Source organism: Intestinimonas sp. HCP28S3_D6, assembly GCF_052065695.1.
Lineage (GTDB): Bacteria > Bacillota > Clostridia > Oscillospirales > Oscillospiraceae > Intestinimonas.
In genome coordinates this window covers 34,379-53,574 of sequence record NZ_JBQHTM010000021.1, presented here as the reverse complement: position 1 = coordinate 53,574, position 19,196 = coordinate 34,379, and the positions used below count along the sequence as shown (strand labels likewise).

At 58.2% G+C, this 19,196-nt stretch carries 21 protein-coding genes, 1 tRNA gene and 1 pseudogene; 9 read left to right on the top strand and 14 right to left on the bottom strand.

Features of this window, described 5'->3' with window-relative positions; translation table 11 throughout:
* A partial coding sequence (locus tag ACTNBK_RS08800) for a hypothetical protein (protein ID WP_441145359.1) occupies positions 1 to 441 on the top strand: 441 nt, incomplete at its 5' end.
* A 99-nt stretch (positions 442 to 540) separates the two neighbouring features.
* Here the strand turns inward: ACTNBK_RS08800 and ACTNBK_RS08795 are convergent.
* The 3 genes from ACTNBK_RS08795 to ACTNBK_RS08785 form a co-directional block, all read right to left on the bottom strand.
* Positions 541 to 1,734: a pyridoxal phosphate-dependent aminotransferase gene (locus tag ACTNBK_RS08795; RefSeq protein ID WP_441145358.1), complete on the bottom strand. Its 1,194-nt coding sequence runs from the start codon at positions 1,732 to 1,734 to the stop codon at positions 541 to 543.
* Positions 1,731 to 2,027 carry a Dabb family protein gene (locus tag ACTNBK_RS08790; protein WP_441145356.1) on the bottom strand — a complete coding sequence of 99 codons (297 nt, stop codon included), beginning with the start codon at positions 2,025 to 2,027 and terminating at the stop codon, positions 1,731 to 1,733. The genes ACTNBK_RS08795 and ACTNBK_RS08790 overlap by 4 nt, the downstream gene beginning before the upstream one ends.
* A gap of 275 nt (positions 2,028 to 2,302) precedes the next feature.
* The gene (locus ACTNBK_RS08785; protein ID WP_441145354.1) at positions 2,303 to 5,755 is read right to left on the bottom strand and encodes a pyruvate carboxylase; all 3,453 of its coding nucleotides are present in this window, start codon (positions 5,753 to 5,755) and stop codon (positions 2,303 to 2,305) included.
* A gap of 497 nt (positions 5,756 to 6,252) precedes the next feature.
* On the opposite strand from ACTNBK_RS08785, the gene ACTNBK_RS08780 reads away from it, so the two are divergent.
* A complete protein-coding gene (locus ACTNBK_RS08780; protein WP_441145352.1) occupies positions 6,253 to 7,278 on the top strand; it encodes an S-layer homology domain-containing protein in 1,026 nt (341 codons plus the stop codon).
* Positions 7,279 to 7,518: 240 nt separating this feature from the next.
* Positions 7,519 to 7,893: pseudogene (gene tnpA, locus ACTNBK_RS08775) on the top strand (IS200/IS605 family transposase).
* A 76-nt stretch (positions 7,894 to 7,969) separates the two neighbouring features.
* Here the strand turns inward: tnpA and ACTNBK_RS08770 are convergent.
* Positions 7,970 to 8,953: a lipoate--protein ligase gene (locus ACTNBK_RS08770; RefSeq protein WP_441145350.1), complete on the bottom strand. Its 984-nt coding sequence runs from the start codon at positions 8,951 to 8,953 to the stop codon at positions 7,970 to 7,972.
* A 104-nt stretch (positions 8,954 to 9,057) separates the two neighbouring features.
* On the opposite strand from ACTNBK_RS08770, the gene ACTNBK_RS08765 reads away from it, so the two are divergent.
* On the top strand, positions 9,058 to 9,522 hold the full coding sequence (locus ACTNBK_RS08765; RefSeq protein ID WP_441145349.1) for an S-ribosylhomocysteine lyase: 465 nt from the start codon (positions 9,058 to 9,060) through the stop codon (positions 9,520 to 9,522).
* A gap of 22 nt (positions 9,523 to 9,544) precedes the next feature.
* Here the strand turns inward: ACTNBK_RS08765 and ACTNBK_RS08760 are convergent, their stop codons facing one another.
* A complete protein-coding gene (locus ACTNBK_RS08760) occupies positions 9,545 to 9,724 on the bottom strand; it encodes a hypothetical protein (RefSeq protein ID WP_441145347.1) in 180 nt (59 codons plus the stop codon).
* Positions 9,725 to 9,850: 126 nt separating this feature from the next.
* A complete protein-coding gene (locus ACTNBK_RS08755; RefSeq protein ID WP_441145345.1) occupies positions 9,851 to 10,486 on the bottom strand; it encodes a LysE/ArgO family amino acid transporter in 636 nt (211 codons plus the stop codon).
* A gap of 157 nt (positions 10,487 to 10,643) precedes the next feature.
* On the opposite strand from ACTNBK_RS08755, the gene ACTNBK_RS08750 reads away from it, so the two are divergent.
* Positions 10,644 to 10,973: a winged helix-turn-helix transcriptional regulator gene (locus ACTNBK_RS08750; RefSeq protein WP_441145343.1), complete on the top strand. Its 330-nt coding sequence runs from the start codon at positions 10,644 to 10,646 to the stop codon at positions 10,971 to 10,973.
* A gap of 57 nt (positions 10,974 to 11,030) precedes the next feature.
* Here the strand turns inward: ACTNBK_RS08750 and ACTNBK_RS08745 are convergent, their stop codons facing one another.
* Entirely contained in the window at positions 11,031 to 12,473 is a 1,443-nt protein-coding gene (locus ACTNBK_RS08745) for a nicotinate phosphoribosyltransferase (protein ID WP_294515793.1), read from the bottom strand.
* 42 nt (positions 12,474 to 12,515) lie between these two features.
* A complete protein-coding gene (locus tag ACTNBK_RS08740) occupies positions 12,516 to 13,043 on the bottom strand; it encodes a cysteine hydrolase family protein (RefSeq protein ID WP_441145341.1) in 528 nt (175 codons plus the stop codon).
* Positions 13,044 to 13,255: 212 nt separating this feature from the next.
* Here ACTNBK_RS08740 and ACTNBK_RS08735 point away from each other — a divergent pair, with 212 nt between their 5' ends.
* From ACTNBK_RS08735 to ACTNBK_RS08725, 3 genes are read left to right on the top strand one after another with little or no spacing between them, the layout of a single operon-like run.
* The gene (locus ACTNBK_RS08735; RefSeq protein ID WP_441145339.1) at positions 13,256 to 13,825 is read left to right on the top strand and encodes a DUF2975 domain-containing protein; all 570 of its coding nucleotides are present in this window, start codon (positions 13,256 to 13,258) and stop codon (positions 13,823 to 13,825) included.
* A 12-nt stretch (positions 13,826 to 13,837) separates the two neighbouring features.
* The gene (locus ACTNBK_RS08730) at positions 13,838 to 14,053 is read left to right on the top strand and encodes a helix-turn-helix domain-containing protein (protein WP_294515796.1); all 216 of its coding nucleotides are present in this window, start codon (positions 13,838 to 13,840) and stop codon (positions 14,051 to 14,053) included.
* Positions 14,054 to 14,056: 3 nt separating this feature from the next.
* Positions 14,057 to 14,353, top strand: a complete 297-nt coding sequence (locus ACTNBK_RS08725) for a hypothetical protein (protein ID WP_441145337.1) — start codon at positions 14,057 to 14,059, stop codon at positions 14,351 to 14,353.
* A 42-nt stretch (positions 14,354 to 14,395) separates the two neighbouring features.
* Here the strand turns inward: ACTNBK_RS08725 and ACTNBK_RS08720 are convergent, their stop codons facing one another.
* Genes ACTNBK_RS08720 through ACTNBK_RS08710 form a run of 3 tightly spaced genes read right to left on the bottom strand, consistent with a single transcriptional unit; the run spans position 14,396 to position 16,113 of the window.
* Positions 14,396 to 14,803, bottom strand: coding sequence for a PaaI family thioesterase (locus ACTNBK_RS08720; protein WP_441145336.1), 408 nt, complete (start codon positions 14,801 to 14,803; stop codon positions 14,396 to 14,398).
* A 5-nt stretch (positions 14,804 to 14,808) separates the two neighbouring features.
* Entirely contained in the window at positions 14,809 to 15,387 is a 579-nt protein-coding gene (locus ACTNBK_RS08715; RefSeq protein WP_441145334.1) for a xanthine phosphoribosyltransferase, read from the bottom strand.
* 60 nt (positions 15,388 to 15,447) lie between these two features.
* Positions 15,448 to 16,113, bottom strand: a complete 666-nt coding sequence (locus ACTNBK_RS08710; RefSeq protein WP_441145332.1) for a gamma-glutamyl-gamma-aminobutyrate hydrolase family protein — start codon at positions 16,111 to 16,113, stop codon at positions 15,448 to 15,450.
* Positions 16,114 to 16,751: 638 nt separating this feature from the next.
* Between ACTNBK_RS08710 and ACTNBK_RS08705 the strand changes: the two genes are divergently transcribed.
* Positions 16,752 to 16,845, top strand: a tRNA-Ser gene (locus ACTNBK_RS08705).
* 40 nt (positions 16,846 to 16,885) lie between these two features.
* Here the strand turns inward: ACTNBK_RS08705 and ACTNBK_RS08700 are convergent.
* The 3 genes from ACTNBK_RS08700 to ACTNBK_RS08690 form a co-directional block, all read right to left on the bottom strand.
* A complete protein-coding gene (locus ACTNBK_RS08700) occupies positions 16,886 to 18,178 on the bottom strand; it encodes a tyrosine-type recombinase/integrase (protein ID WP_320864526.1) in 1,293 nt (430 codons plus the stop codon).
* Between the two features lie 147 nt (positions 18,179 to 18,325).
* The gene (locus ACTNBK_RS08695; protein WP_320864527.1) at positions 18,326 to 18,568 is read right to left on the bottom strand and encodes a helix-turn-helix domain-containing protein; all 243 of its coding nucleotides are present in this window, start codon (positions 18,566 to 18,568) and stop codon (positions 18,326 to 18,328) included.
* On the bottom strand, positions 18,561 to 18,938 hold the full coding sequence (locus ACTNBK_RS08690; RefSeq protein WP_320864528.1) for a type II toxin-antitoxin system PemK/MazF family toxin: 378 nt from the start codon (positions 18,936 to 18,938) through the stop codon (positions 18,561 to 18,563). The genes ACTNBK_RS08695 and ACTNBK_RS08690 overlap by 8 nt, the downstream gene beginning before the upstream one ends.
* Positions 18,939 to 19,196: the final 258 nt, after the last annotated feature.

The following is a 19,196-nucleotide window of genomic DNA, read 5'->3' as shown; positions in this document are numbered from 1 at the left end:
CGGCAGTTAAGCTCACCTGCGCCGAAAATACTTGCCTGGAGACGGGCCGGGAAGATAGGTAGCGCCGACACAAAAAACGGACTTCTTAGGAAGTCCGTTTTTTGCATGCCTAAAAAAATGTGGGCAGCGATGCCACCTCACGAATCCCGTGGTTCAAAAAAGCCTATTGGTGATTTGAAACCCCATAAAGACCCCTTGTTGAGTTTCAAGCGGAGAGGTGTTGCAAGAGCGGCATCCTTCCACCGCCTGTCGCGTAACGAGATCTACAGCACAGTATTTTTCTATGGTCTGCCTTTAGGACGTAGAACAATTTTCTCCTCTACCTTCTGGTGCTCTCTGCACCCTCGATTCAGCAGCCTTTTACCATGTACTTGCCCTAGTGCTCTGCGGGATTTTCCCTTTAAAATTGGTTTTGCCTCTGGCAGCAGAATCATGGCATAGGTGTCATTCTGCTACTCCATAACAATACCCCCTGATGTAGTTTATTTTCCTACATCAGGGGGTATTTTGTCACGATCCGTTTTTACTGGTTCAGTTCACTTACAGGCCATATTCCTTGGCCAACTTTTGGAAGATGGGGAGGGCCTTTTCCACCTGCTCAGTGGTGGTGCAGAAGGCAATACGACACCAGCCGGGGCAGGCAAAGTCATCGGTGGGTGGGAAAAGGAGGTCGTAGGCCTGGGCCCGCTTGCAGAACTCATTGGCGTCGGGTACCGGGGACTTGAGGAGCAGGTAGAAGGTGCCGCCGGGTTCCACACAGGTGTAGCCCATGGAGGTGAGGCCATTGTAAAGCAGGTCCCGGTTGGTCTGGTAGATGCTCAGATCGGAGGTCAGGCCGTCACAGACGGCGGCCACCCGCTGGAAGAGGCTGGGGGCGTTGACGTAGCCCAGAACCCGGCCGGCACCGCAGATGGCGGCATAGACGGCCTTGTGCTCGGCCACCTTCTCGCCCACCAGCACATAGCCAATACGCTCGCCGGGGAGGGAGATGGATTTGCTGTAGGAGTAGCACACCAAGGTGTCGTCGTAGAAGTCGGGAATCCAAGGTACGGTGAAGCCCTGGAAGACGATCTCCCGGTAGGGCTCATCGGAAATGAGGTAGATGGGGTGTCCGTACTCCGCGGCCTTCCGGCGCAGCAGGTCGGCCATGGCGGTGAGGGTCTCGGCGGAGTAGATGGCGCCGGAGGGGTTGTTGGGGGAGTTGACCACCAGGGCCTTGGTCTTGGGGTCGATGGCAGCCTCCAGGGCCTTCATGTCGGGCTGGAAGGTGTCGTAGTCCGGGGGGACCACCACGGGGATGCCGCCGTTGCCCCGGACGAAGATGTCGTACTCGGTGAAGTAGGGGGCCATGAGGACGAACTCATCCCCGGGGCAGGCCAGAGCCCGGAAGCAGCAGCACAGACCGGCGGCGGCGCCCACGGTGATGTAGAGGTCGTCGGGGCCGTAGTGCATGCCGAAGCGGCGGGTAAGGGAGGCGGCCAGGGCCTCCCGGACGGACAGGTCGCCCTGAGCGGAGGTGTAGGCGTGGATGGAGTCCCCTTGAGGACCATCCAGAATGGTCCGGATGGTGTCGTTAACCTGGGGCGGTGGGGGCACGCTGGGGTTGCCCAAGGAGAAGTCCAGCACGTTCTCGGCACCCACTTCCTTGGCGCGGAGCAGGCCGTACTCCCGGATCTCACGCATGATGTTCCGGCGGCTGCCCAAGTGCACCATGCTTTCAGGCAGATTGCTCATTCTGACACCTCCAGATCCACGCAGCAGCGCTCTTTGAAGTGTTCCTTGGCCCAACCCTTGAAGGCCACATGGGGGGGATAGTCCTGATAGGCGGCCAGGGCCTCCAGACTGTCCAGGTCGCAGCACAGGCCCACGTCATGGGTACCCATGCCCTGGTCAAAGCCGATGTGGGCGCAGCGCAGGCCAGGGACAGCCCCCACCATGGGATCGAAGGTGGATTTCAAGAAGGCCAACAGTTCCGAACGGTCCACGTTCGGGTCGGCCAGATCCCAGAAGATCATATGACGGATCACGATTTTTCAGCTCCTCCACAAAAAACTCTCGCATGCGCAGGCGCATGCTCGAAGGGGGTGCAGCCTGCTGCGGTCGCACTCGCTGCGCTCGCACGCTTGCAGGCTGAGCAGTGTTTTTTCCGAGGCACATGTCCCCGGAAAAAACAGATCTGACTCTTTTCCGCCGCCTGCGGGCGGCGGAACTCTGCGAGGCGTTGCAAGCTCCCCCATATGACTGCTTTTCGACAGTTTATGGAAGTATTATAGCACAGTAAAGCGGAAAAGAAAAGGGGAAGTTAATTAGGGAGGATGGTGAGGAGAAGCTCGCCGGACTTGACGGAGGCACCGGCAGAGGCGAGGACCTGGTCCACGGTGCCGGAGATGCGGGAGACCACGGAGGTTTCCATCTTCATGGCCTCGATGACGGCCACCACCTGATTCTCCTCCACCTGGTCGCCGGGCTTGACACTGATCTTGGAGACCATGCCGGGGATGGAGGCGCCCACCTGGCCCTTGTCCTCGGGGTCGGCCATGACCACGGGGTGGACCTGGACTTGGGCGTTGGGGTCGGGGACGGCCACAGTGCGGCCCATACCGTTGAGGTCAAAGTGGACGTTCCGGGTGCCGTCCTCATTGAGGTCGCCCAGGCCCAGGTACTTGATGACCAGGGTCTTGCCGTCCTCGATGCTGATGAGGTTGGTCTCGCCCAGAGCCATGCCGTTGAAAAAGACGTGGCTGCCCATGCGCATGATGTAGCCGTATTCCTGGCGGTGGCTGCGGTATTCCTCGTAGACCTTGGGGTAGAGGCAATAAGAGAGGATGGCACGCATGTTGATGGGGTCTTTGGTCACGTTCTGGAGCTTTTCCCGAACGGCGTCGAAGTCGATGGGCTCCAACAGCTCGCCGGGACGGCAGGTGATGGGCTGTTCGCCCTTGAGAACCACCTTCTGGAGGCCTTCGGGGAAGCCCCAGGCGGGTTGGCCCATCATGCCCTTAAAGTAGCTCACCACCGAGTCGGGGAAGGTGAGGGCCTCGCCCTTTTCCACAATGTTCTCGGGGGTCAGATCGTGCTGGACCATGAAGATGGCCAGGTCGCCCACCATCTTGGAGGAGGGGGTCACCTTAACAATGTCGCCCAGCATGTGGTTGACCTGGGTGTACATGTTCTTTACGTCGTCGAACTGCCCGCCCAGGCCCAGGCTCTCTACCTGAGACTTCAGGTTGGAGTACTGGCCGCCAGGCATCTCGTAGCGGTAGATATCGGTGGAGGGGTTCTTCATGCCGGTCTCGAAAGAGGCATACCGCAGGCGCACGTCGGACCAATAGTCGGAGAGCTCCTGGAGCCGGACCGGGTCCAGACCGGTGTCCCGCTCCTGGCCTTGGAGGGCGGTGACCACGGCGTTGAGGGAGGGCTGGCTGGTCATGGAGGACATGGAGTCGATGGCACAGTCCACGATGTCCACGCCGGCCTCGGCGGCCATGAGGTAGGTGGCCACCTGGTTGCCGGAGGTGTCGTGGGTATGGAGGTGGATGGGCAGGCCCACCTCTTCCTTGAGGGCCTTGACCAGCTTCTTGGCGGCATAGGGCTTCAGCAGGCCGGACATGTCCTTGACGCACAGGATATGGGCGCCCCGCTTCTCCAGCTCCTTTGCCATGTTGACGTAATATTCAATGGTATAGCGGTCCCGCTTGGGGTCCAGGATGTCGCCGGTATAGCACATGGTGGCCTCGCAGACCTTGCCCTGCTTGAGGACCTCGTCCATGGCCACCTCCATGCCGGGAATCCAGTTGAGAGAGTCGAAGATACGGAAGATGTCGATGCCGCTCTTGGCCGCCTCCTGAACGAAGGCGCGGATAAGGTTGTCGGGGTAGTTGGTGTAGCCCACGGCGTTGGCACCCCGGAGGAGCATCTGGAAGGGGATGTTGGGGATCTTCTTCCGCAGTAGGTCCAGCCGCTCCCAGGGGGACTCGTGGAGGAAGCGGTAAGCCACATCGAAGGTGGCGCCGCCCCACATTTCGAGGGAGAAGGCGTCGGCGAGGATCTCAGAGGTGCCGTCGGCGCCCAGCAGCAGGTCACGGGTACGCACACGGGTGGAGAGGAGGGACTGGTGGGCGTCCCGCATGGTAGTGTCCGTGATGAGGAGCTTCTTCTGCTCCTTTACCCAGTCCCGTAGGGCTTCAGGCCCCTTTTCATCCAGCAGAGACTTGAGGCCGGCACCACGTTCCCCGGTGACGATGGGGAAACGGGGGATATCGAACTGAGGCCGCTCAGCGGAGGGATTTTCGATCTGGCGCTGGGCAATGTATTTGAGGACCTTGGTAGCGCGGTCTTTGCCGTACTGCATCTCGAAGAGCTCAGGGGTCTCATCGATAAATTTCGTATGGCACTTCCCGGCCAGAAAAGTGGGGTGGCTGAGGATGTTGCTGATGAAGGGGATGTTGGTCTTGACGCCCCGGATGTGCTCCTCACGGACGGCCCGGGCGGCACGGCGGCAGGCGCCCTCAAAGGTGTTGTCCCAGGTGGTGACCTTGACCAGCAGGGAGTCGTAGTAGGGGGAGATGACGGCGCCGGTGTAGGCGTTGCCGCCGTCCAGGCGGACGCCGCAGCCGCCGCCGGAGCGGTAGGCGGTGATCTTACCGGTGTCGGGGGCGAAGTTGTTGGCGGGGTCCTCGGTGGTCACCCGGCACTGGATGGCGTAGCCGTTCATCCGCAGGTCGGACTGCTTGGCCATGCCGATGTAGGGGTGGGAGAGAGGGTGGCCCTCGGCGATGAGGATCTGGGCCCGGACCAGGTCCACACCGGTGACCTGCTCGGTGACGGTGTGCTCCACCTGGATGCGGGGGTTCATCTCAATAAAGTAGTGGTTGCCGTCCCGGTCCACCAGGAACTCCACGGTGCCGGCGTTGACGTAGCCCACGTACTTGGCGATCTTTACGGCGTCGGCGTGGAGCTTGTCCAGGGTGTCCTTGGGGACGCTCCAGGCGGGGGCGAACTCCACCACCTTCTGATACCGGCGCTGGAGGGAGCAGTCACGCTCACCCAGGTGGACCACGTTGCCGTACTGGTCACCCAGGATCTGGACCTCGATGTGCTTGGGCTCCACCAGGTATTTTTCAATAAAGATGTCGTCGTTGCCAAAGGCCTTCCGGGCCTCGCCCTGGACCAGCTCGAAGGCGGGTTTGACCTCCTCCGGGGTGTCGCAGCGGCGCATGCCCCGGCCGCCGCCGCCAGCGGCGGCCTTGAGGATGATGGGGAAGCCGTAGGAGATGGCCTTCTCCAGAGCCTCGTCGGCGCTCTTCAGGGGCTCAGTGGAGCCGGGGATGGTGGGGACGTTGCAGGCCAGGGCAGTAGCCTTGGCGGCCAGCTTGTCACCCATCTGGGCCAGGATCTTGGAGCTGGGGCCGATGAAGGTGATACCGGCACCCTCACAAGCCTTGGCGAACTCGGCGTTCTCAGAGAGGAACCCGTAGCCGGGGTGGATGGCGTCCACATGTCGGCGCTTGGCCAGATCGATGATACCGGGGATATCCAGATAGGCCCCCAGGGGGGATTTGCTCTCGCCGATGCGGTAGGCCTCGTCAGCCCGTGTGCGGAACAGGGCGAAGGTGTCCTCATTGGAGTACATGGCCACGGTGCGCAGGCCCAGGTCGTAACATGCGCGGAAGATGCGGATGGCGATCTCTCCGCGGTTTGCAGCCAGGACCTTCTGGAACTTGCATTCTGACACTTCGGGGTCCCTCACTTTCATTCAAAGGTAGGTCGTGTTGCGAAAAAAAGGGCGGGCGAAAAACCGCCTGCCCCGCCGCCAGGCAACCCTTGCCGGCGTTTCACGACCGATTATAGCTGTGTATGATTATACGCCGAAAAGATTAGATTTGCAATCTGTTTCTTCCAATGATGCAAAACTTGTCAGAACGCACAGCCCTAAAGGGACTTTTCTGCCCTGCTTTTTTAAAGTGGACAAAAGTCCGCGATAGACGGACAACGTGGGATTTCAAGAGAAGGAGAGAACTATTTCGAGAGAAAACAGAGCAGGAGCGGTTAATGTGGACGGCCCACAAAAAGATTGGAGGCAGAGATTCAATGTTATGAAATTCCACCCTGTGGGGATAAAATAAAAATCCCACAAGCATGTGTTTTTTTAAAATCTGAGGGAAACCGATCCCGAGATAGGGCAGCGTGCATTACTTGACATGAAATACCTGTGTTGCTATAATATCCAAAAAGATAAAAGGAGGAAATTTTGTGAAATTATCCCGTATTGTTACCGGATTTGCTCTGTCTCTGGCACTGCTCCTGCCGAGCGCTGCACTGGCCGCCTCATCGGAGGATATTCTGGTGAAGGACAGCACCGGAAATATGGTTTACAGCGGCACCTTCCTCAATGTGCTGGGCAAGACCCAGGGCACGCTGGGTCAGGACTTTGCTGACAAGTACGAGGATACGCCCTATACTTATGGCGTGCCCGGCCCTGTCACCATCTATGAGGTGGCCCCCGGCGAGATCTTCCGCAGCGATATCCTCTCTCCCCCCAATGTAGTGCCCCTGAAGGTGGGGGCGGACGGCGCCCTCTATTGGGATGCCTCCAAGCAGAACACCGACTATTACAGCGGCTATGTGGACGAGATGGAGGGGCTGACCGGGTTCAGCATCACCGAAGAGGGCTACTACTTCCTCCATCCCGATGATCCCACCTACCTAGGCAATGAGCTGGTATTCATCTTCCATGTGACCAATGGCCAGGAGGAGGTCCCCGCAGAGGAGAGCTTTGCCAGCTTTACCGATGTGAAGGCGGACGACTACTTTGCCCAGGCCGTCAAGTGGGCGGTGGAGATGGAGATCACCACCGGCACCAGCGCCACCACCTTCAGCCCCGACGCTGACTGCACTACAGCGCAGATTCTGACCTTCCTGTGGCGTGCCAACGGTTCCCCGGCTCCCGCTGGCAGCAGCGATTCTGTTCCCGCCGGACAGTATTACTCCGACGCGGCCAACTGGGCGCTGGAACAGGGCTTAACCGACGCCTTTTATCCCGATGCTCCTGCCACCCGTTCCGCCACCGTGACCTACCTGTGGAAGCTGGCAGGTAAGCCCGCCGTAGACGTCGCCGCGTTTACCGATGTGGACGCGGGCGCGGAGTATGCGCAGGCCGTTGCGTGGGCGGTCAAGGAGGGTGTTACCTCTGGTACCAGCGCAACCACATTCAGCCCTGATAACACCTGCACCCGTGGGCAGATTGTGACGTTCCTCTACCGCGATTTGGCACAGTAAGCCGAAATGTCATAGCCGCCCCTGCCTGATGTTCAGACAGGGGCGGCTTTTTGTACAAAGAAAACCACGCGTTAGGCGAGTGGTCCAAAAGAAGCCAGCTGGCGATGATGAAGGAAGAAAAACTCCCTTTGCTATCATAAAAGTGCGGTCTGCCAACTGCACAAGAAAAAGCAAAGGGAGGTCATCCAGATGAATGATGTAAATCGTTTATCTCATATCCGGTGAACTTGCAAATATCATATTGTGTTTGCCCCGATGTAGAAAAGGAAAGTATTTTATAGGGAAAATCGCCAAGAGATGGGAAAGATACTGTACGCGCTGTGTAATTGGAAGAAGATCTGGATTATTGAAGCGAAAGTGTGTCCAGATCATGTGCATATGCTGGTAGGGATACCACCGAAAGTAGCAATCTCGGGCTTTATGCGATATTTAAAAGGGAAAAACAGCCGAATGATCTACGAAAAATATCCAGAACTGCGATACAAATACCGGAACAGAGGGGTTTGTTGCCCAGGCTATTATGCAGATTACAGCAGGGAAGAATGCGAAGAAGATAAAGGGTGGAGAACAGTTGACGATGGGAAACTTTTAAACCCGTTTATGGGTAGTAAGTAGTAGAACTCTCGCGGCTGACAGCGCGTACTTGCATGACGTGACGTGCAGGCTAGTAACAAAGTTTTTTTATTCGTGCCTATGGGCAGAGCATGGAGAGCAGGTCCTCTACCGTGCTGCCGGCGATGTAGTCCCCCAGGGGGAGAGAGCGGAGGACGGGGAGAAGGGCCTCCCGCCGGTGAGGGAGCCCCACCAGCCGTTGGGACAGGCCGGCGCTGTCCAGCTGTCCGAAATAGTCCCCGTAGAGGGCGGCGGAGCGGATGACGCCCCGGTCCACATCCAGCCGGGCGTCTACCAGGCCAAAGGGAAATTTGGCGGCCCTGCTCCAGGTGTATCTGGGGGCGGAGCCAAAGTTCCAGTCCCAGGTGGCGTACTTTTCCTCCCGCAGAGCGTCCACGGCGGCCCGGTCGGCCTCTGTCAGGGCGTAAGGTGTCAGGTCAGGCACCGTTTTGAGAAAATAGGCCCGGAGCCGTTCCAGAAATTCTCCCACCGCCATGGGGAAGGGGAGATGGGAGGCCAGATTGGTTACTCGGCTGGACACCGACTTGACTCCCTTGCTCTCCAGCTTGATGTCCCGGGGCCGGAGGGCGCCGGAGAGCCGGGAGATGTCGGCGGAGAAGAGAAGGGTGCCGTGGTGGAGGATGCGCCCCTCCCGGACAGCCTGGGCGTTGCCGGAGAATTTTTGGCCGTCCACCAGCAGGTCATTCCGGCCGGAGAGCTCCGCCGTCACCCCCAGGGTGGCCAGAAAGTCCACAATGGGCTTGGTAAACTTGGCGTAATTGTTGAAGTCGCCCGCCCCGCAGGGCTGGACCAGAGTGTAGTTGATATTCCCTAGGTCGTGGAAAACCGCCCCGCCGCCGGTAAGCCGCCGGACCACCGGGATCTGGTGGGCACGGACAAAGTCCAGGTCAATCTCCTCAAGGGCGTTCTGGTTCTTGCCGATGATGACCGAGGGGCCGTTCCGCCAGAGGGTGAGGACCTCCCCGGGAAAGCGGGTGAGCAGGTATTCGTCCAGGGCCAGATTCCAGGCCGGGTCGGTGCAGTTGTTTTCCAGAAGGTACAAAGGCGCCCCCTCCTTTCTTTTTTCCATTATGGGGGGTAGGAGGGGGTTTGTCAACGGCCCTGAAATGTGGTATGCTTAGTGGCAAGAAGGAGCGTGAGCACACAATGGAACTCAAACAGATCGCCAGCTTCCAGGTGGACCACCGGAAGCTCACTGAGGGTATGTACACCTCCCGTGTGGACGGGGATGTGGTCACCTACGATATCCGCATGGTACGGCCCAACTGCGGAACCTACCTGGGCTACGGTGCTATCCACAGCTTTGAGCACCTCTTTGCCACCTACGTCCGCAGCGGACCACAGTCAGACAAGGTGATCTACGCCGGCCCCATGGGGTGCCGTACCGGCTTCTACTTCCTGGTGCGGGATATGGAACCGGCGGCGGCCATCGACCTGGTTCGGGAGACCATGGACTTCATCGCCGGGTACGAGGGCCCCATCCCCGGCGCCACCGAGGCCGAGTGCGGCAACTACCGGGAGCAGGACCTGGAGGGCGCCCGGGCGGCGGCCAAGAAGATGATCCCCATCCTGGCCGGCTGGACGGTAGACAAGCTGGTCTACGAGAAATAAAAATTCCGGAAGTGAGCAACGCTCACTTCCGGAATTTCTTTTTCAGCCGGTACCAGAGGGTGTCGGGTTCGTAGCCCTTGGAGGCCCGGAAGGCCCGCTCGGCCTCCTCCGCCCGCTTGAGGGCGGCCCGTTCATCGCGGCCCATACTCTCCCAGGGCTGGAGGGTCATGTTCAAGCGGGACTGCATGACGTACCAGAACATCAGTTGCTCCTTTCCCGTGTGCGGCTGCTTCTATCCCTATATCGATGCAGAGATGGAAAACGTGACAGGAAAGACCACTTTTTCTGATTTCACAATATCACAGGAAAGGACGTCCGTCAAGGGGGGTTAGAACAGTGCCGAGAGCATCTGTCGTACCCGCTCCACACCGTCCAGGAATAGACCCATGCCGTAGTAGATGAGGACCACGCCACAGACCACATTGATGATCTTCAAGAGCTTGGTACCGATATGGGCGCGGAAGAGGGAGATGATCAGGGTGATGCCGAAAAACCACAGGAAGGAGGCGCTGGAGGAGCCCAGGATGAGCTGGAGGCTCTCCCCCGGCGCCACGCCGCCGGCCCGGAAGCCACCGAAGATCATGGTGCCGTCCAGGATGGCCTGGGGGTTAAACCAGGTGACCACGCAGGCCTTCACCGCCACGTCCTTCAGAGAAAGGTCTACCTCCACCGACTGGTCCAGGGTGGGCTCCTCCTGGATGAGTCCCACGCCGATGCGAATGACGATGATGCCGCCGCACAGCAGCAGGAGAAGCTGGAGGAGGGTAAAGCGTTCCACCACTGTGCCTATGCCGAAGAAACAGAAAAGGGCTAGGGTGATGTCGAAGAAGATGACGATGAGGGCGGTGAGGAGGGCCCGGCGCCGGGGCTGGGTGAGAGCGGTGTTGATGACGAAGAGGTTCTGCATCCCAATGGGGGCCACATAGGCTAGGCCGATGGCCAGACCCTGAAAATAGGCGGGCATGGGAAGGCTCCTTTCCTGCTTGCATTTTTGGGGAAAGCTGGTATCATGGTGTCTGTAACCGATGAGACGTCTTGCTCACTAGGTATGTATATCATACCACGCCGGATAAAAAGAGCAAGAACGCAGAATAGACTGACCAGGTCAGGAGGAGCTTACCTTGGAACAGCCTCATGAGAACTGTCCCTGTATGGAGACCTGTCCCCTCAACCGCGCCATGGCCCTCATTGGGGGGAAGTGGAAGATGCAAATCCTCTGCGCGCTCTCCAACAATGGCGCCCTGCGCTACAACCGCTTGAAACGGTCCCTGGACGGGGTGTCCAACACGGTGTTGGCCTCCGCCCTTCGGGAGCTGGAGCGGGACGGGCTGGTGGTCCGGCGGGAGTATCTGGAGGTGCCGGTGCGGGTGGAGTACACCGTCACCGAGCACGGGGCGGCGCTGCTGCCCATCCTGGACGCCCTGGGTGATTGGAGCCAAAGTGTGAGCTAACAAAAAAGGTGGGGCGGTGCCAACAGCACCGCCCCACCTTAATAATTAGGAGCATGCTCAGCCCCGCTGCTTGAGGAGCTGCTGCTTAATGTCCCAGAGCTTCTGGGAGAGGTCCACATAGTAATTGTGGGGATTCTCAAAGCGCTTGACCTCGTCCCACAGGGTGTCGATCTGCCCGGCGCACCAGGTGCGCATCTCCTCGATGCTGGGCTTCTCATATACCAGCTTACCGCTCTGGAAAATGGGCACCAGCAGCGCCCGGACGGTGAAGTCGGTGATGGTCTTGCGCTTCCAGGTGGCTTCGGGGTCGAAGAGCTCCAGAGGCTGGCTGGGATCGATGACCTCGTCGTGGACGCAGATGAGGTCAGCGATGGCCTTCCCCGTGTCGTTTTCAAAGAGGCGGTAGACCTTCTTGAAGTGGGGATTGGTGATCTTGGACGGGTTCTCGCTGATCTTGATCTTGGGCAGGATGGTGCCGTCGGGCTGCTCCACGGCGGAGAGCTTGTAGACGCCGCCGAAGACGGGCTCCGACTTGGAGGTAATGAGCCGTTCACCCACACCGAAGGAGTCGATACAGGCGCCCTGCTGGAGGAGGTCCCGGATGATATACTCGTCCAGGGAGTTGGAGGCCACGATCTTGCAATCCTTGAGTCCCGCCTCGTCCAGCATGGCACGGGCCTTTCTGGAGAGGTAGGTGAGGTCGCCGGAGTCCAGCCGAATGGCGCAGTTGGTGATGCCCTGGGGCAGGAGGACCTCCTTAAATGCCCGGATGGCGTTGGGGACGCCGGACTTGAGAACGTTATAGGTGTCCACCAGCAGGGTGGCGGAGTGGGGGTAGAGCTCACAGTAGGTCTTAAAGGCGGTGTACTCGTCGGGGAACATCTGGACCCAGGAGTGGGCCATGGTGCCGCCGGCGGGGGAGCCGTACACCCGGTCGGCCAGGGTGCAGGCGGTGCCGGCGCAGCCGGCGATGTAGGAGGCCCGGGCACCCAAAACAGCGGCGTCGGGCCCCTGGGCCCGGCGGGAGCCAAACTCACTCACCGGACGGCCCTGGGCGGCCCGGACGATGCGATTGGACTTGGTGGCGATGAGGGACTGGTGGTTGAGGATGAGGAGGACGTAGGTCTCAATGAACTGGGCCTCGATGGCGGGCGCCCGGACGGTGAGAATGGGCTCGCCGGGGAAGATAGGGGTGCCCTCGGGTACGGCCCAGATGTCGCCGGTAAAGCGGAAGGTGGTCAGGTATTGGAGGAATTCCTCGGAAAAGACCCCCTTGCTCCGGAGAAAGTCGATGTCCTCAGGGGTGAATCGCAAATCTTGGATATAGTCGATGATCTGCTCCAGGCCAGCGGCGATGGCGAAGCCGCCGCCGTCGGGCACATCCCGGAAAAAGACGTCAAAATAGCAGATCTGCTTGTCGATGCCGGTCTGGAAATAGCCGTTGCCCATGGTGAGCTCGTAAAAATCGCACAAAAGGGTGTAATTGTCGGTATGCTTCATGTTCCGTTCGTCCTTTCGCCTGCCGGTCCAGCAGGGGCGGTGTTATCGGTCAGTTACCGTAATGTGGATGCCCTCCAGCACGTCCAGGGCCTTCTGGTGAAGGTCGGGGTCATAGGAGGCAGTGAGCCGGGCGTTCACGGTGATGGCGGCGTTGGGAAGGGCCGCCTTCACCATGACAGCATTGGAGAGCACACAGATGTGGGATACCAGCCCGCACAGCTCCACCGCGTCGTAATCCCGCTCCCGCAGCCAATCAGCCAGATCCAGAGAGGGAAAGGTCTCCTTCTCAAAAACCGGGTCACCGGGCAGAAGGGAGGCCCCCACCTGTCCGTAGAGCTGCCAGCCGAGGGTGTCCTTCAGGCAGTGGGCCACCGGCAGCTTCTTCCCCTCCATGGTATCGGCATAGTCGGCGCCGTGGGTGTCCATGGTGAAGATGACGTCGCCGCCGCCGGCCCGGACCACCGCGATGCGCTGGGCGATGGGGCCGTCCAGGGCTTCCGCCCCGGCAAAGCCAAGAGTGCCGTCCACAAAGTCCTTTTGATAATCCACTACGATGAGCAGTTCTTTCACAGTGCCCGCCTCCTGTTCTGCTGGAAAAGGGGGTAAAGTTAACCTATATTATATGCGTTTTTTACGAAAAATGCAAGGCCAAGGTGCCCACTCTATGGCGCAGACGCACAGAATTTGGAAAAGCACCACAAGGATATTTATTGTTTTTCGATAAAAAATAATTGACAAACAATAGAGACAATGGTATCCTGTTCACGAAGGGAGGGCTGCCCATGCCCGCGACAAGTGTGCAGAAGCTGGCCAGGGTGCTGAAGGTTCTGGTCACCATCACCTTTGTGTGTAACCTCATTGCCCTGGTCCTGGTGCCGGGACTGGCCATGATGAAGGGTTTTCAGCCTCTGCTGGACCTGACGCCCTATGAACGGAGCTGGGAGGTACCAGCCCGTGTTTTGATTGTTTTCCTGCTGGGCTGGAAGTGGGTGTGGACCTCCAGAGCCTATGATGTGGTGCTTACTCTTTTCCTGCTCTTCTGTGGTGTCTGTACTGCTGTCATTCTGCGGCAGGGGCGGCGGGTACTGGACACCATTCTGGCGGGCAATCCTTTTCAGAACGCCAACGGGATCAGTCTGCGCCGGGCGGCGGTGTGCTGCTTTCTCATCTCGGCCGCAGCCCTGATCCGGCTGCTGTGGGGTTTCTGGTATTACGCCTCCATCCAGCCCCTCCTGACCTACAATGCCCTCTTTGTACCCATCTTCTTTATGGGCGGGCTGCTGTGTCTGGTCATGTCCGCCCTCTTCCGCCAGGCGGCAGAGTTGAAGGCGGAGAATGATCTGACCATTTGAGGAGGGGAGACAATGCCCATTGTGGTGAATCTGGATGTGATGATGGCCAAGCGCAAAATGAGTCTGGGGGAGCTGGCTCAGAAAGTGGATATCACTCTGGCCAACCTCTCCATTTTGAAGAACAACCACGCCAAGGCGGTGCGTTTCACCACCCTGGAGGCCATCTGCAAGGCCCTGGACTGTCAGCCCGGGGACATTTTGGAGTATGTGCCTGAGAGGGAGGAGTAGCACATGGTGACGTTGATCCTGTTGGGGGCCTTGACGCTGGGGGGGCTCTCCTGGGCACTGGGAGGCACGGCTATTTTCCAGCGGGGCCAGGGGCTGTCCGCCCTGAGCCTGGGGAGCTGTGCCCTTGCCCTCCTGCTGGCCTGTGTCTATTTTGGCGAAGAAATCCGGGTGCAGCATTGGGACAATTTGACAGATACCGCCGATGCCATGCTGTTTGCCGCCGCCGTGCTGACGGCTGTGGCCCTGCTCCTGAACGCCGCCGCCTGGCTCAGGGCGCGGCTCCGTGACCGCCACGCATAGAAAAACAGCCCGTCGGTCCTCTGGACCGGCGGGCTGTTTGCTTCATTTGTGGTAATCATCGCCAATACAGGCAAAGTTGGCGGTGAACAGGGCCAGGAGGTTGCCGTCTGAGTCGGTGATGTCCACCTGAACCACACAGCTCCGACGGCCCCGGCGGATCAACACGGCGTTGGCGGTGATGACGCCCTCACGTACTCCCTTGAGGAAACGAATGTCGGCGCACTCCGTGACATACTTCCGTCCGTCGGCCCGGCACAGAACACCGGAGGCAGCATCAGCCAGGGTGAAGTAGACGCCGCCGTGGAGTCCGCCGCCGGCGTTCAGACTGTCGGGGCCGATCACGGCTTGGGCGGTGACCCGGTCAGGCGTCACGGTGAGCACCGTGATACCGCTGTGGATCATGTAGGCGTTTTTCTGATTGGTATAGTCCTTCAGCTCATCCAGGTCCATGGGGCTCAGTCCTCCTCGGCCAGGATGATGTGACCATCCTCTACGTGGGAGACCACCGCCAGGGACTCCACCCGGATGCCCATGCGGCGGAGTACGGAGCCGCCGTCTTTGGTGGCCTTCTCGATGGCCACGCCCACACCGGCCACCTCGGCTCCCGCCTTGGAGACGATCTCCAGCAGGCCAAGAGTAGCCTGGCCGCTGGCCAGAATGTCGTCTACCAGAAGCACCCGGTCGTCCTCATCCAGATAGCGTTTGGACACCCGGATGGTGTAGGACTTCTCCATAGAGAAGGAATGGACCTCGGCGGTGTAGACCTCAGGGTCGATGTATCCGGTCTGGAATTTCTTGGCGTAGATCGCGGGGACACCCAGGTAGAGGGCGGTGAAGCAGGCCACAGCGATGCCGGAGGACTCTACGGTGAGGACTTTGGTGATCCGATCGCCCTTGAAGCGCTTGGCCAGGGCCTTGCCCACTCGGTCCAGAAGTTCCACATCCATGCAGTGGTTGAGGAACATATCCACCCGGATGATGTCGCCGTTTCCCACCTCGGCATCTTTTAAAATACGCTTTTTCAGTTCTTCCATGTCGCTTTGCTGCCTCCGTTCTCTCGTGAACGCATCAAAGAAAAGGTGTTTGGGTGAAACTCACCGGCAATGGTCCATGAGCCAGTGAAAGAGTTTGGCACCGTCAGCGGTGTCCGGCCGCCGGAGCGCATAGGACATGCGCTCCGGGTGAAACTGAACGGCTAGGATGGGGAGCGATGTGTGTTCCATGGCCTCTACGACGCCAGATTCGCTCCAAGCAGTGGCTGTGAAGCCATCACCAAGGCGATCCACCGCCTGGTGGTGGGCGCTATTGGCGACAAATATGGTGCCGTAGAGCGCCGCGAGAGTGGAACCCTCCAAAGTTCGGACAGGGTGCACCTTATCTTTGGGAATGCCGGGAGTGCGGCGGTGGAACAGATTGCCTACAGGGCCCAGGTCCTGGATCAGAGAACCACCGAAGGCCACATTCAGGAGCTGGTGGCCGCGGCAGATGCCCAAAATGGGTTTCCCGGCGTCAGCAAACGCCTTGGCTAGAATCAGCTCAGCCTGATCTCTGGCAGAATCGATGCCCTCGGAGCCTTGATTGGTCTGACCGAAGAGCGCGGGATCCAGATCGTCACCGCCAGTAAGCAGAAGGCCGTCGCAGGAAAAATCGGGAGCCGGGCAGTAACCACCAACGGGGATGCCTCCAGCACCTAGTATGGCTTGTTCGTAATTTATCCACCGTTCGTTAGAGGTGGAGACCAAAATGCGTGGTCTGTCCATAGTAAAGCCTCGCTTCCCAATATGTTCTGCCGCCGGGGCAGGCAGCACCCGCGGCGGATGATCTATTGGTCCATATTATAGCGGAAAGCCTCCAGGACTTCAAGACGCGGCATTGACAAAGCGAAAAAAATAGGGTATCTTTTATAAAGTACGCTGTACGCGTACCATTTCATATGCAGCGGTATCGAAGTGGTCATAACGGGGCTGACTCGAAATCATGTTTCCACTTTGGAAGTCCAAACTGCCGAAAAGCCAGTAACCATGCGGGTTTGCGGGCAAGTTCAAATCGTGAATTGGGGTCTGTTCTATCCTGTTGTTCTTCCCGATTTCCACGGCTTGAATTTTGCGGGAAAATGGCTATAATGAGAGTAGCCATCTGACGGCCACTTTGAGAGGTGTGTTTTGGGGTTCCGTAGTTACCGCTATCGTCCCTGATTTACCGTCATCATCCAAGCTGGTGTAATGATTCGAAATCAGGTTTTCCATGTGGAATGCCAAACGGCTGAAACCCTTGGAACCATGCGGGTTCCAGTCGAGTTCAAATTGAATAATGTTGCTTGTTCTATCCTGTTGTTCTTCCCGATTTCCACCGGCTGAATTGGTCGGCGGGTCGAGAAACAGGGATATAACATAAATTTGGAGATGTACCCAAGCGGTTGAAGGGTCCGCACTCGAAATGCGGTAGGTCGGGTCAAAACCGGCGCGAGAGTTCGAATCTCTCCATCTCCGCCAATGAGGTCTGCCAGCGAAAAGCTGGTGGACCTCTTTCTTTTTACGGAGAAACCGTAGACAGGTTTTGGAGCATGGGGGTCACAATATCCTGCTCGATGGCGGCGGCAGAATGCTTTTTCGTGGCGTATTGCAGATGACCGTAAATGTCCACCGTGGTCGAAATCTCGCTGTGGCCCAGCCATTCCTTCACCTGTTCCATTGGTACGCCGTTGGCCAGCAACAGCGAGGCACAGGTGTGGCGAAGATCGTGAAACCGAATGTGCCGCATATTGTTCTGGGCAAGCAGCTTTCCAAAGGTCGAGGAAACATAGTTGGGTTTGATGAGGTTGCCGATCACATCGACACAGACATACCCCAGGTACTCCTTGTTGTAGGCCCGCCCGCACAGCTTGCGGTTTTCTTCCTGCTGTTTCTTGGCCTCCAGCAACCGCTCCTTCAGGAAGGGAATCAGAGGATAGGTCCGCAGGCTGGACTTGTTTTTTGCTTTATCCTTCCTGACGGTGAGCCGTTCCCCTTTGACGCTGCAAGTTGTGACCGTGTGCCGGATGGAAACGCAGTCGTGGTTGAAGTCGAAGGCGCTCCATTTCAGGCCGATGACCTCGCTGCGGCGCAGGCCGTAGAAGGCGGCCAGAAGGACTACCAGCTCGATCTTGTGTCCCTTGATGATCTCAAACAGGTGCAGGACCTCGGAATCCAGGTAGTAGTCCCCTTTGAAGGGTTCGGGTTTGGAGATGATGATCCGGTCGGCGGGGTTGCCGGGGATCAGCTTTTTATCCACCGCATAGTTCAGCGCCCCATGGATCAGGGCGTGATAGTGCTTGACGGTGGATGGCTTGACGCGCTCCAATTCCTTTTCATAAAAGGTAAGAATATCGTCTTTGGTCAGGTCGCAGAGGGCAATGGGATGCTCCCGGAAGTACGGGGCGATAGGGTTGTTGAGCTGCTGTTCGTACCCCGCATAGGTCGAGAGTTCGATGGGCTTGCTGTCCATCACCCGTCCGGTGGCGGACTTGTACTTATACTCCAGCCATTGATACAGGAAATCCACAAAGGGAATCTCCGCGGACGGCTGGCCCCCCGGCGTTGCCGAAGAAACGGACTGCCGTGCAGCCGCCTCTTGGAGCAACTTTTCCGTCCATTCCTTTCGGATGGCGGGGAGCATATTGTTTGCCCAGGTCTTGTTGCCCTTGGCTTTTTTGTGAGTGGGAATCCATTTGGGTTTTCTCTTGCCATTCTCATCGGTAAGATTTAGAACCCAATAGAGATACCCTTTTTTCTCGGCCACATGGCCGGAGATCAGTTTATTGTTTTCTTGCAGGTGTACCGCTGGCATACTTGGTCGTTCCTCCTTTTGCGGTATTGAGTTCACCTACCAATGACACCTTTATTGTATCATCGGACAGAACAAAACTCCAGGTAAATCCGCGTCTGAATTGTTAACTTTCTGCGTCCATCCGGCGAATATCGACACCATAGCCTGTTACTCCACCAAAGTGGAACAGGTAATTTTCAAATAGCGTAGAATGTGGGCTTTGGGGATACGATAAGCCCGCCCAATTTTTAGGTATTCGATCTTGCCACCCTTGAGCAGCTTATACCCGGTCTTTGTGCTAACACCAAGCACCTCACACATCTGACCAATGTCCATCACATCCGGGTAATCCTTCAACATTAATCGGTAGGCATCCCTGGGAGAGAGTAGGCCGCCGTCATTTTCATACATTGTAAGTTCTCCTTTCGTTGGGGAATCCTATGCCGATGCTGACAGCCAGCGCCGCATCCACCTCCAGCATTTTTTCCTCGCTGATACGCCCAATGTAACCACGGAGCCGTTTCCGGTCTATTGTCCGCAGTTGTTCCAACAGCATCAGTGAGGTAGGCGCAAGCCCCGGCACATCCTCCAGCAAAATATGGGTAGGCAGGCTGCTCTTGGCTTTTCTGCTGGTGATGGCTGCCGCAACAACGGTGGGGCTGAAATGATTTCCCACATTATTTTGAACAATAAGAACAGGGCGGATTCCGCCCTGCTCGGAACCGACCACCGGATTCAGGTCTGCATAGAACAGATCACCACGCCGGATAGCCTTTCGCATAATCTGACCTCCTGAATATAAGTAAGCCGGAAACAGGGCAGGCCAAAAGACCTGCCCTGCATCCGGCGAAATACAAAATCCGATTTGTTTTCTGGATATGTGCCATTTGTCCTTGACACCCCGCACATATTGGGAAGTCATCAGCGGCCAGCAGCGAACCGGCCCACGGGAATCTCACCCCTCCGAGGATCTCTCCGAGCTGCCCCCATTGCGTGATCCTGCGGTCAAGCAGGGCTGTGGCTGGACAGGAGTACCATT

What these genes read in the sequence shown, in the direction of transcription:
- ACTNBK_RS08795 (WP_441145358.1), bottom strand. Translation starts at nt 1,734, where the DNA reads ATGAGCAATCTGCCTGAAAGCATGGTGCACTTGGGCAGCCGCCGGAAC.
- ACTNBK_RS08785 (WP_441145354.1), bottom strand. Translation starts at nt 5,755, where the DNA reads ATGAAAGTGAGGGACCCCGAAGTGTCAGAATGCAAGTTCCAGAAGGTC.
- ACTNBK_RS08765 (WP_441145349.1), top strand. Translation starts at nt 9,058, where the DNA reads ATGGAACTCAAACAGATCGCCAGCTTCCAGGTGGACCACCGGAAGCTC.
- ACTNBK_RS08760 (WP_441145347.1), bottom strand. Translation starts at nt 9,724, where the DNA reads ATGTTCTGGTACGTCATGCAGTCCCGCTTGAACATGACCCTCCAGCCC.
- ACTNBK_RS08755 (WP_441145345.1), bottom strand. Translation starts at nt 10,486, where the DNA reads ATGCCCGCCTATTTTCAGGGTCTGGCCATCGGCCTAGCCTATGTGGCC.
- ACTNBK_RS08745 (WP_294515793.1), bottom strand. Translation starts at nt 12,473, where the DNA reads ATGAAGCATACCGACAATTACACCCTTTTGTGCGATTTTTACGAGCTC.
- ACTNBK_RS08735 (WP_441145339.1), top strand. Translation starts at nt 13,256, where the DNA reads ATGCCCGCGACAAGTGTGCAGAAGCTGGCCAGGGTGCTGAAGGTTCTG.
- ACTNBK_RS08730 (WP_294515796.1), top strand. Translation starts at nt 13,838, where the DNA reads ATGCCCATTGTGGTGAATCTGGATGTGATGATGGCCAAGCGCAAAATG.
- ACTNBK_RS08725 (WP_441145337.1), top strand. Translation starts at nt 14,057, where the DNA reads ATGGTGACGTTGATCCTGTTGGGGGCCTTGACGCTGGGGGGGCTCTCC.
- ACTNBK_RS08720 (WP_441145336.1), bottom strand. Translation starts at nt 14,803, where the DNA reads ATGGACCTGGATGAGCTGAAGGACTATACCAATCAGAAAAACGCCTAC.
- ACTNBK_RS08715 (WP_441145334.1), bottom strand. Translation starts at nt 15,387, where the DNA reads ATGGAAGAACTGAAAAAGCGTATTTTAAAAGATGCCGAGGTGGGAAAC.
- ACTNBK_RS08710 (WP_441145332.1), bottom strand. Translation starts at nt 16,113, where the DNA reads ATGGACAGACCACGCATTTTGGTCTCCACCTCTAACGAACGGTGGATA.
- ACTNBK_RS08700 (WP_320864526.1), bottom strand. Translation starts at nt 18,178, where the DNA reads ATGCCAGCGGTACACCTGCAAGAAAACAATAAACTGATCTCCGGCCAT.
- ACTNBK_RS08695 (WP_320864527.1), bottom strand. Translation starts at nt 18,568, where the DNA reads ATGTATGAAAATGACGGCGGCCTACTCTCTCCCAGGGATGCCTACCGA.
- ACTNBK_RS08690 (WP_320864528.1), bottom strand. Translation starts at nt 18,938, where the DNA reads ATGCGAAAGGCTATCCGGCGTGGTGATCTGTTCTATGCAGACCTGAAT.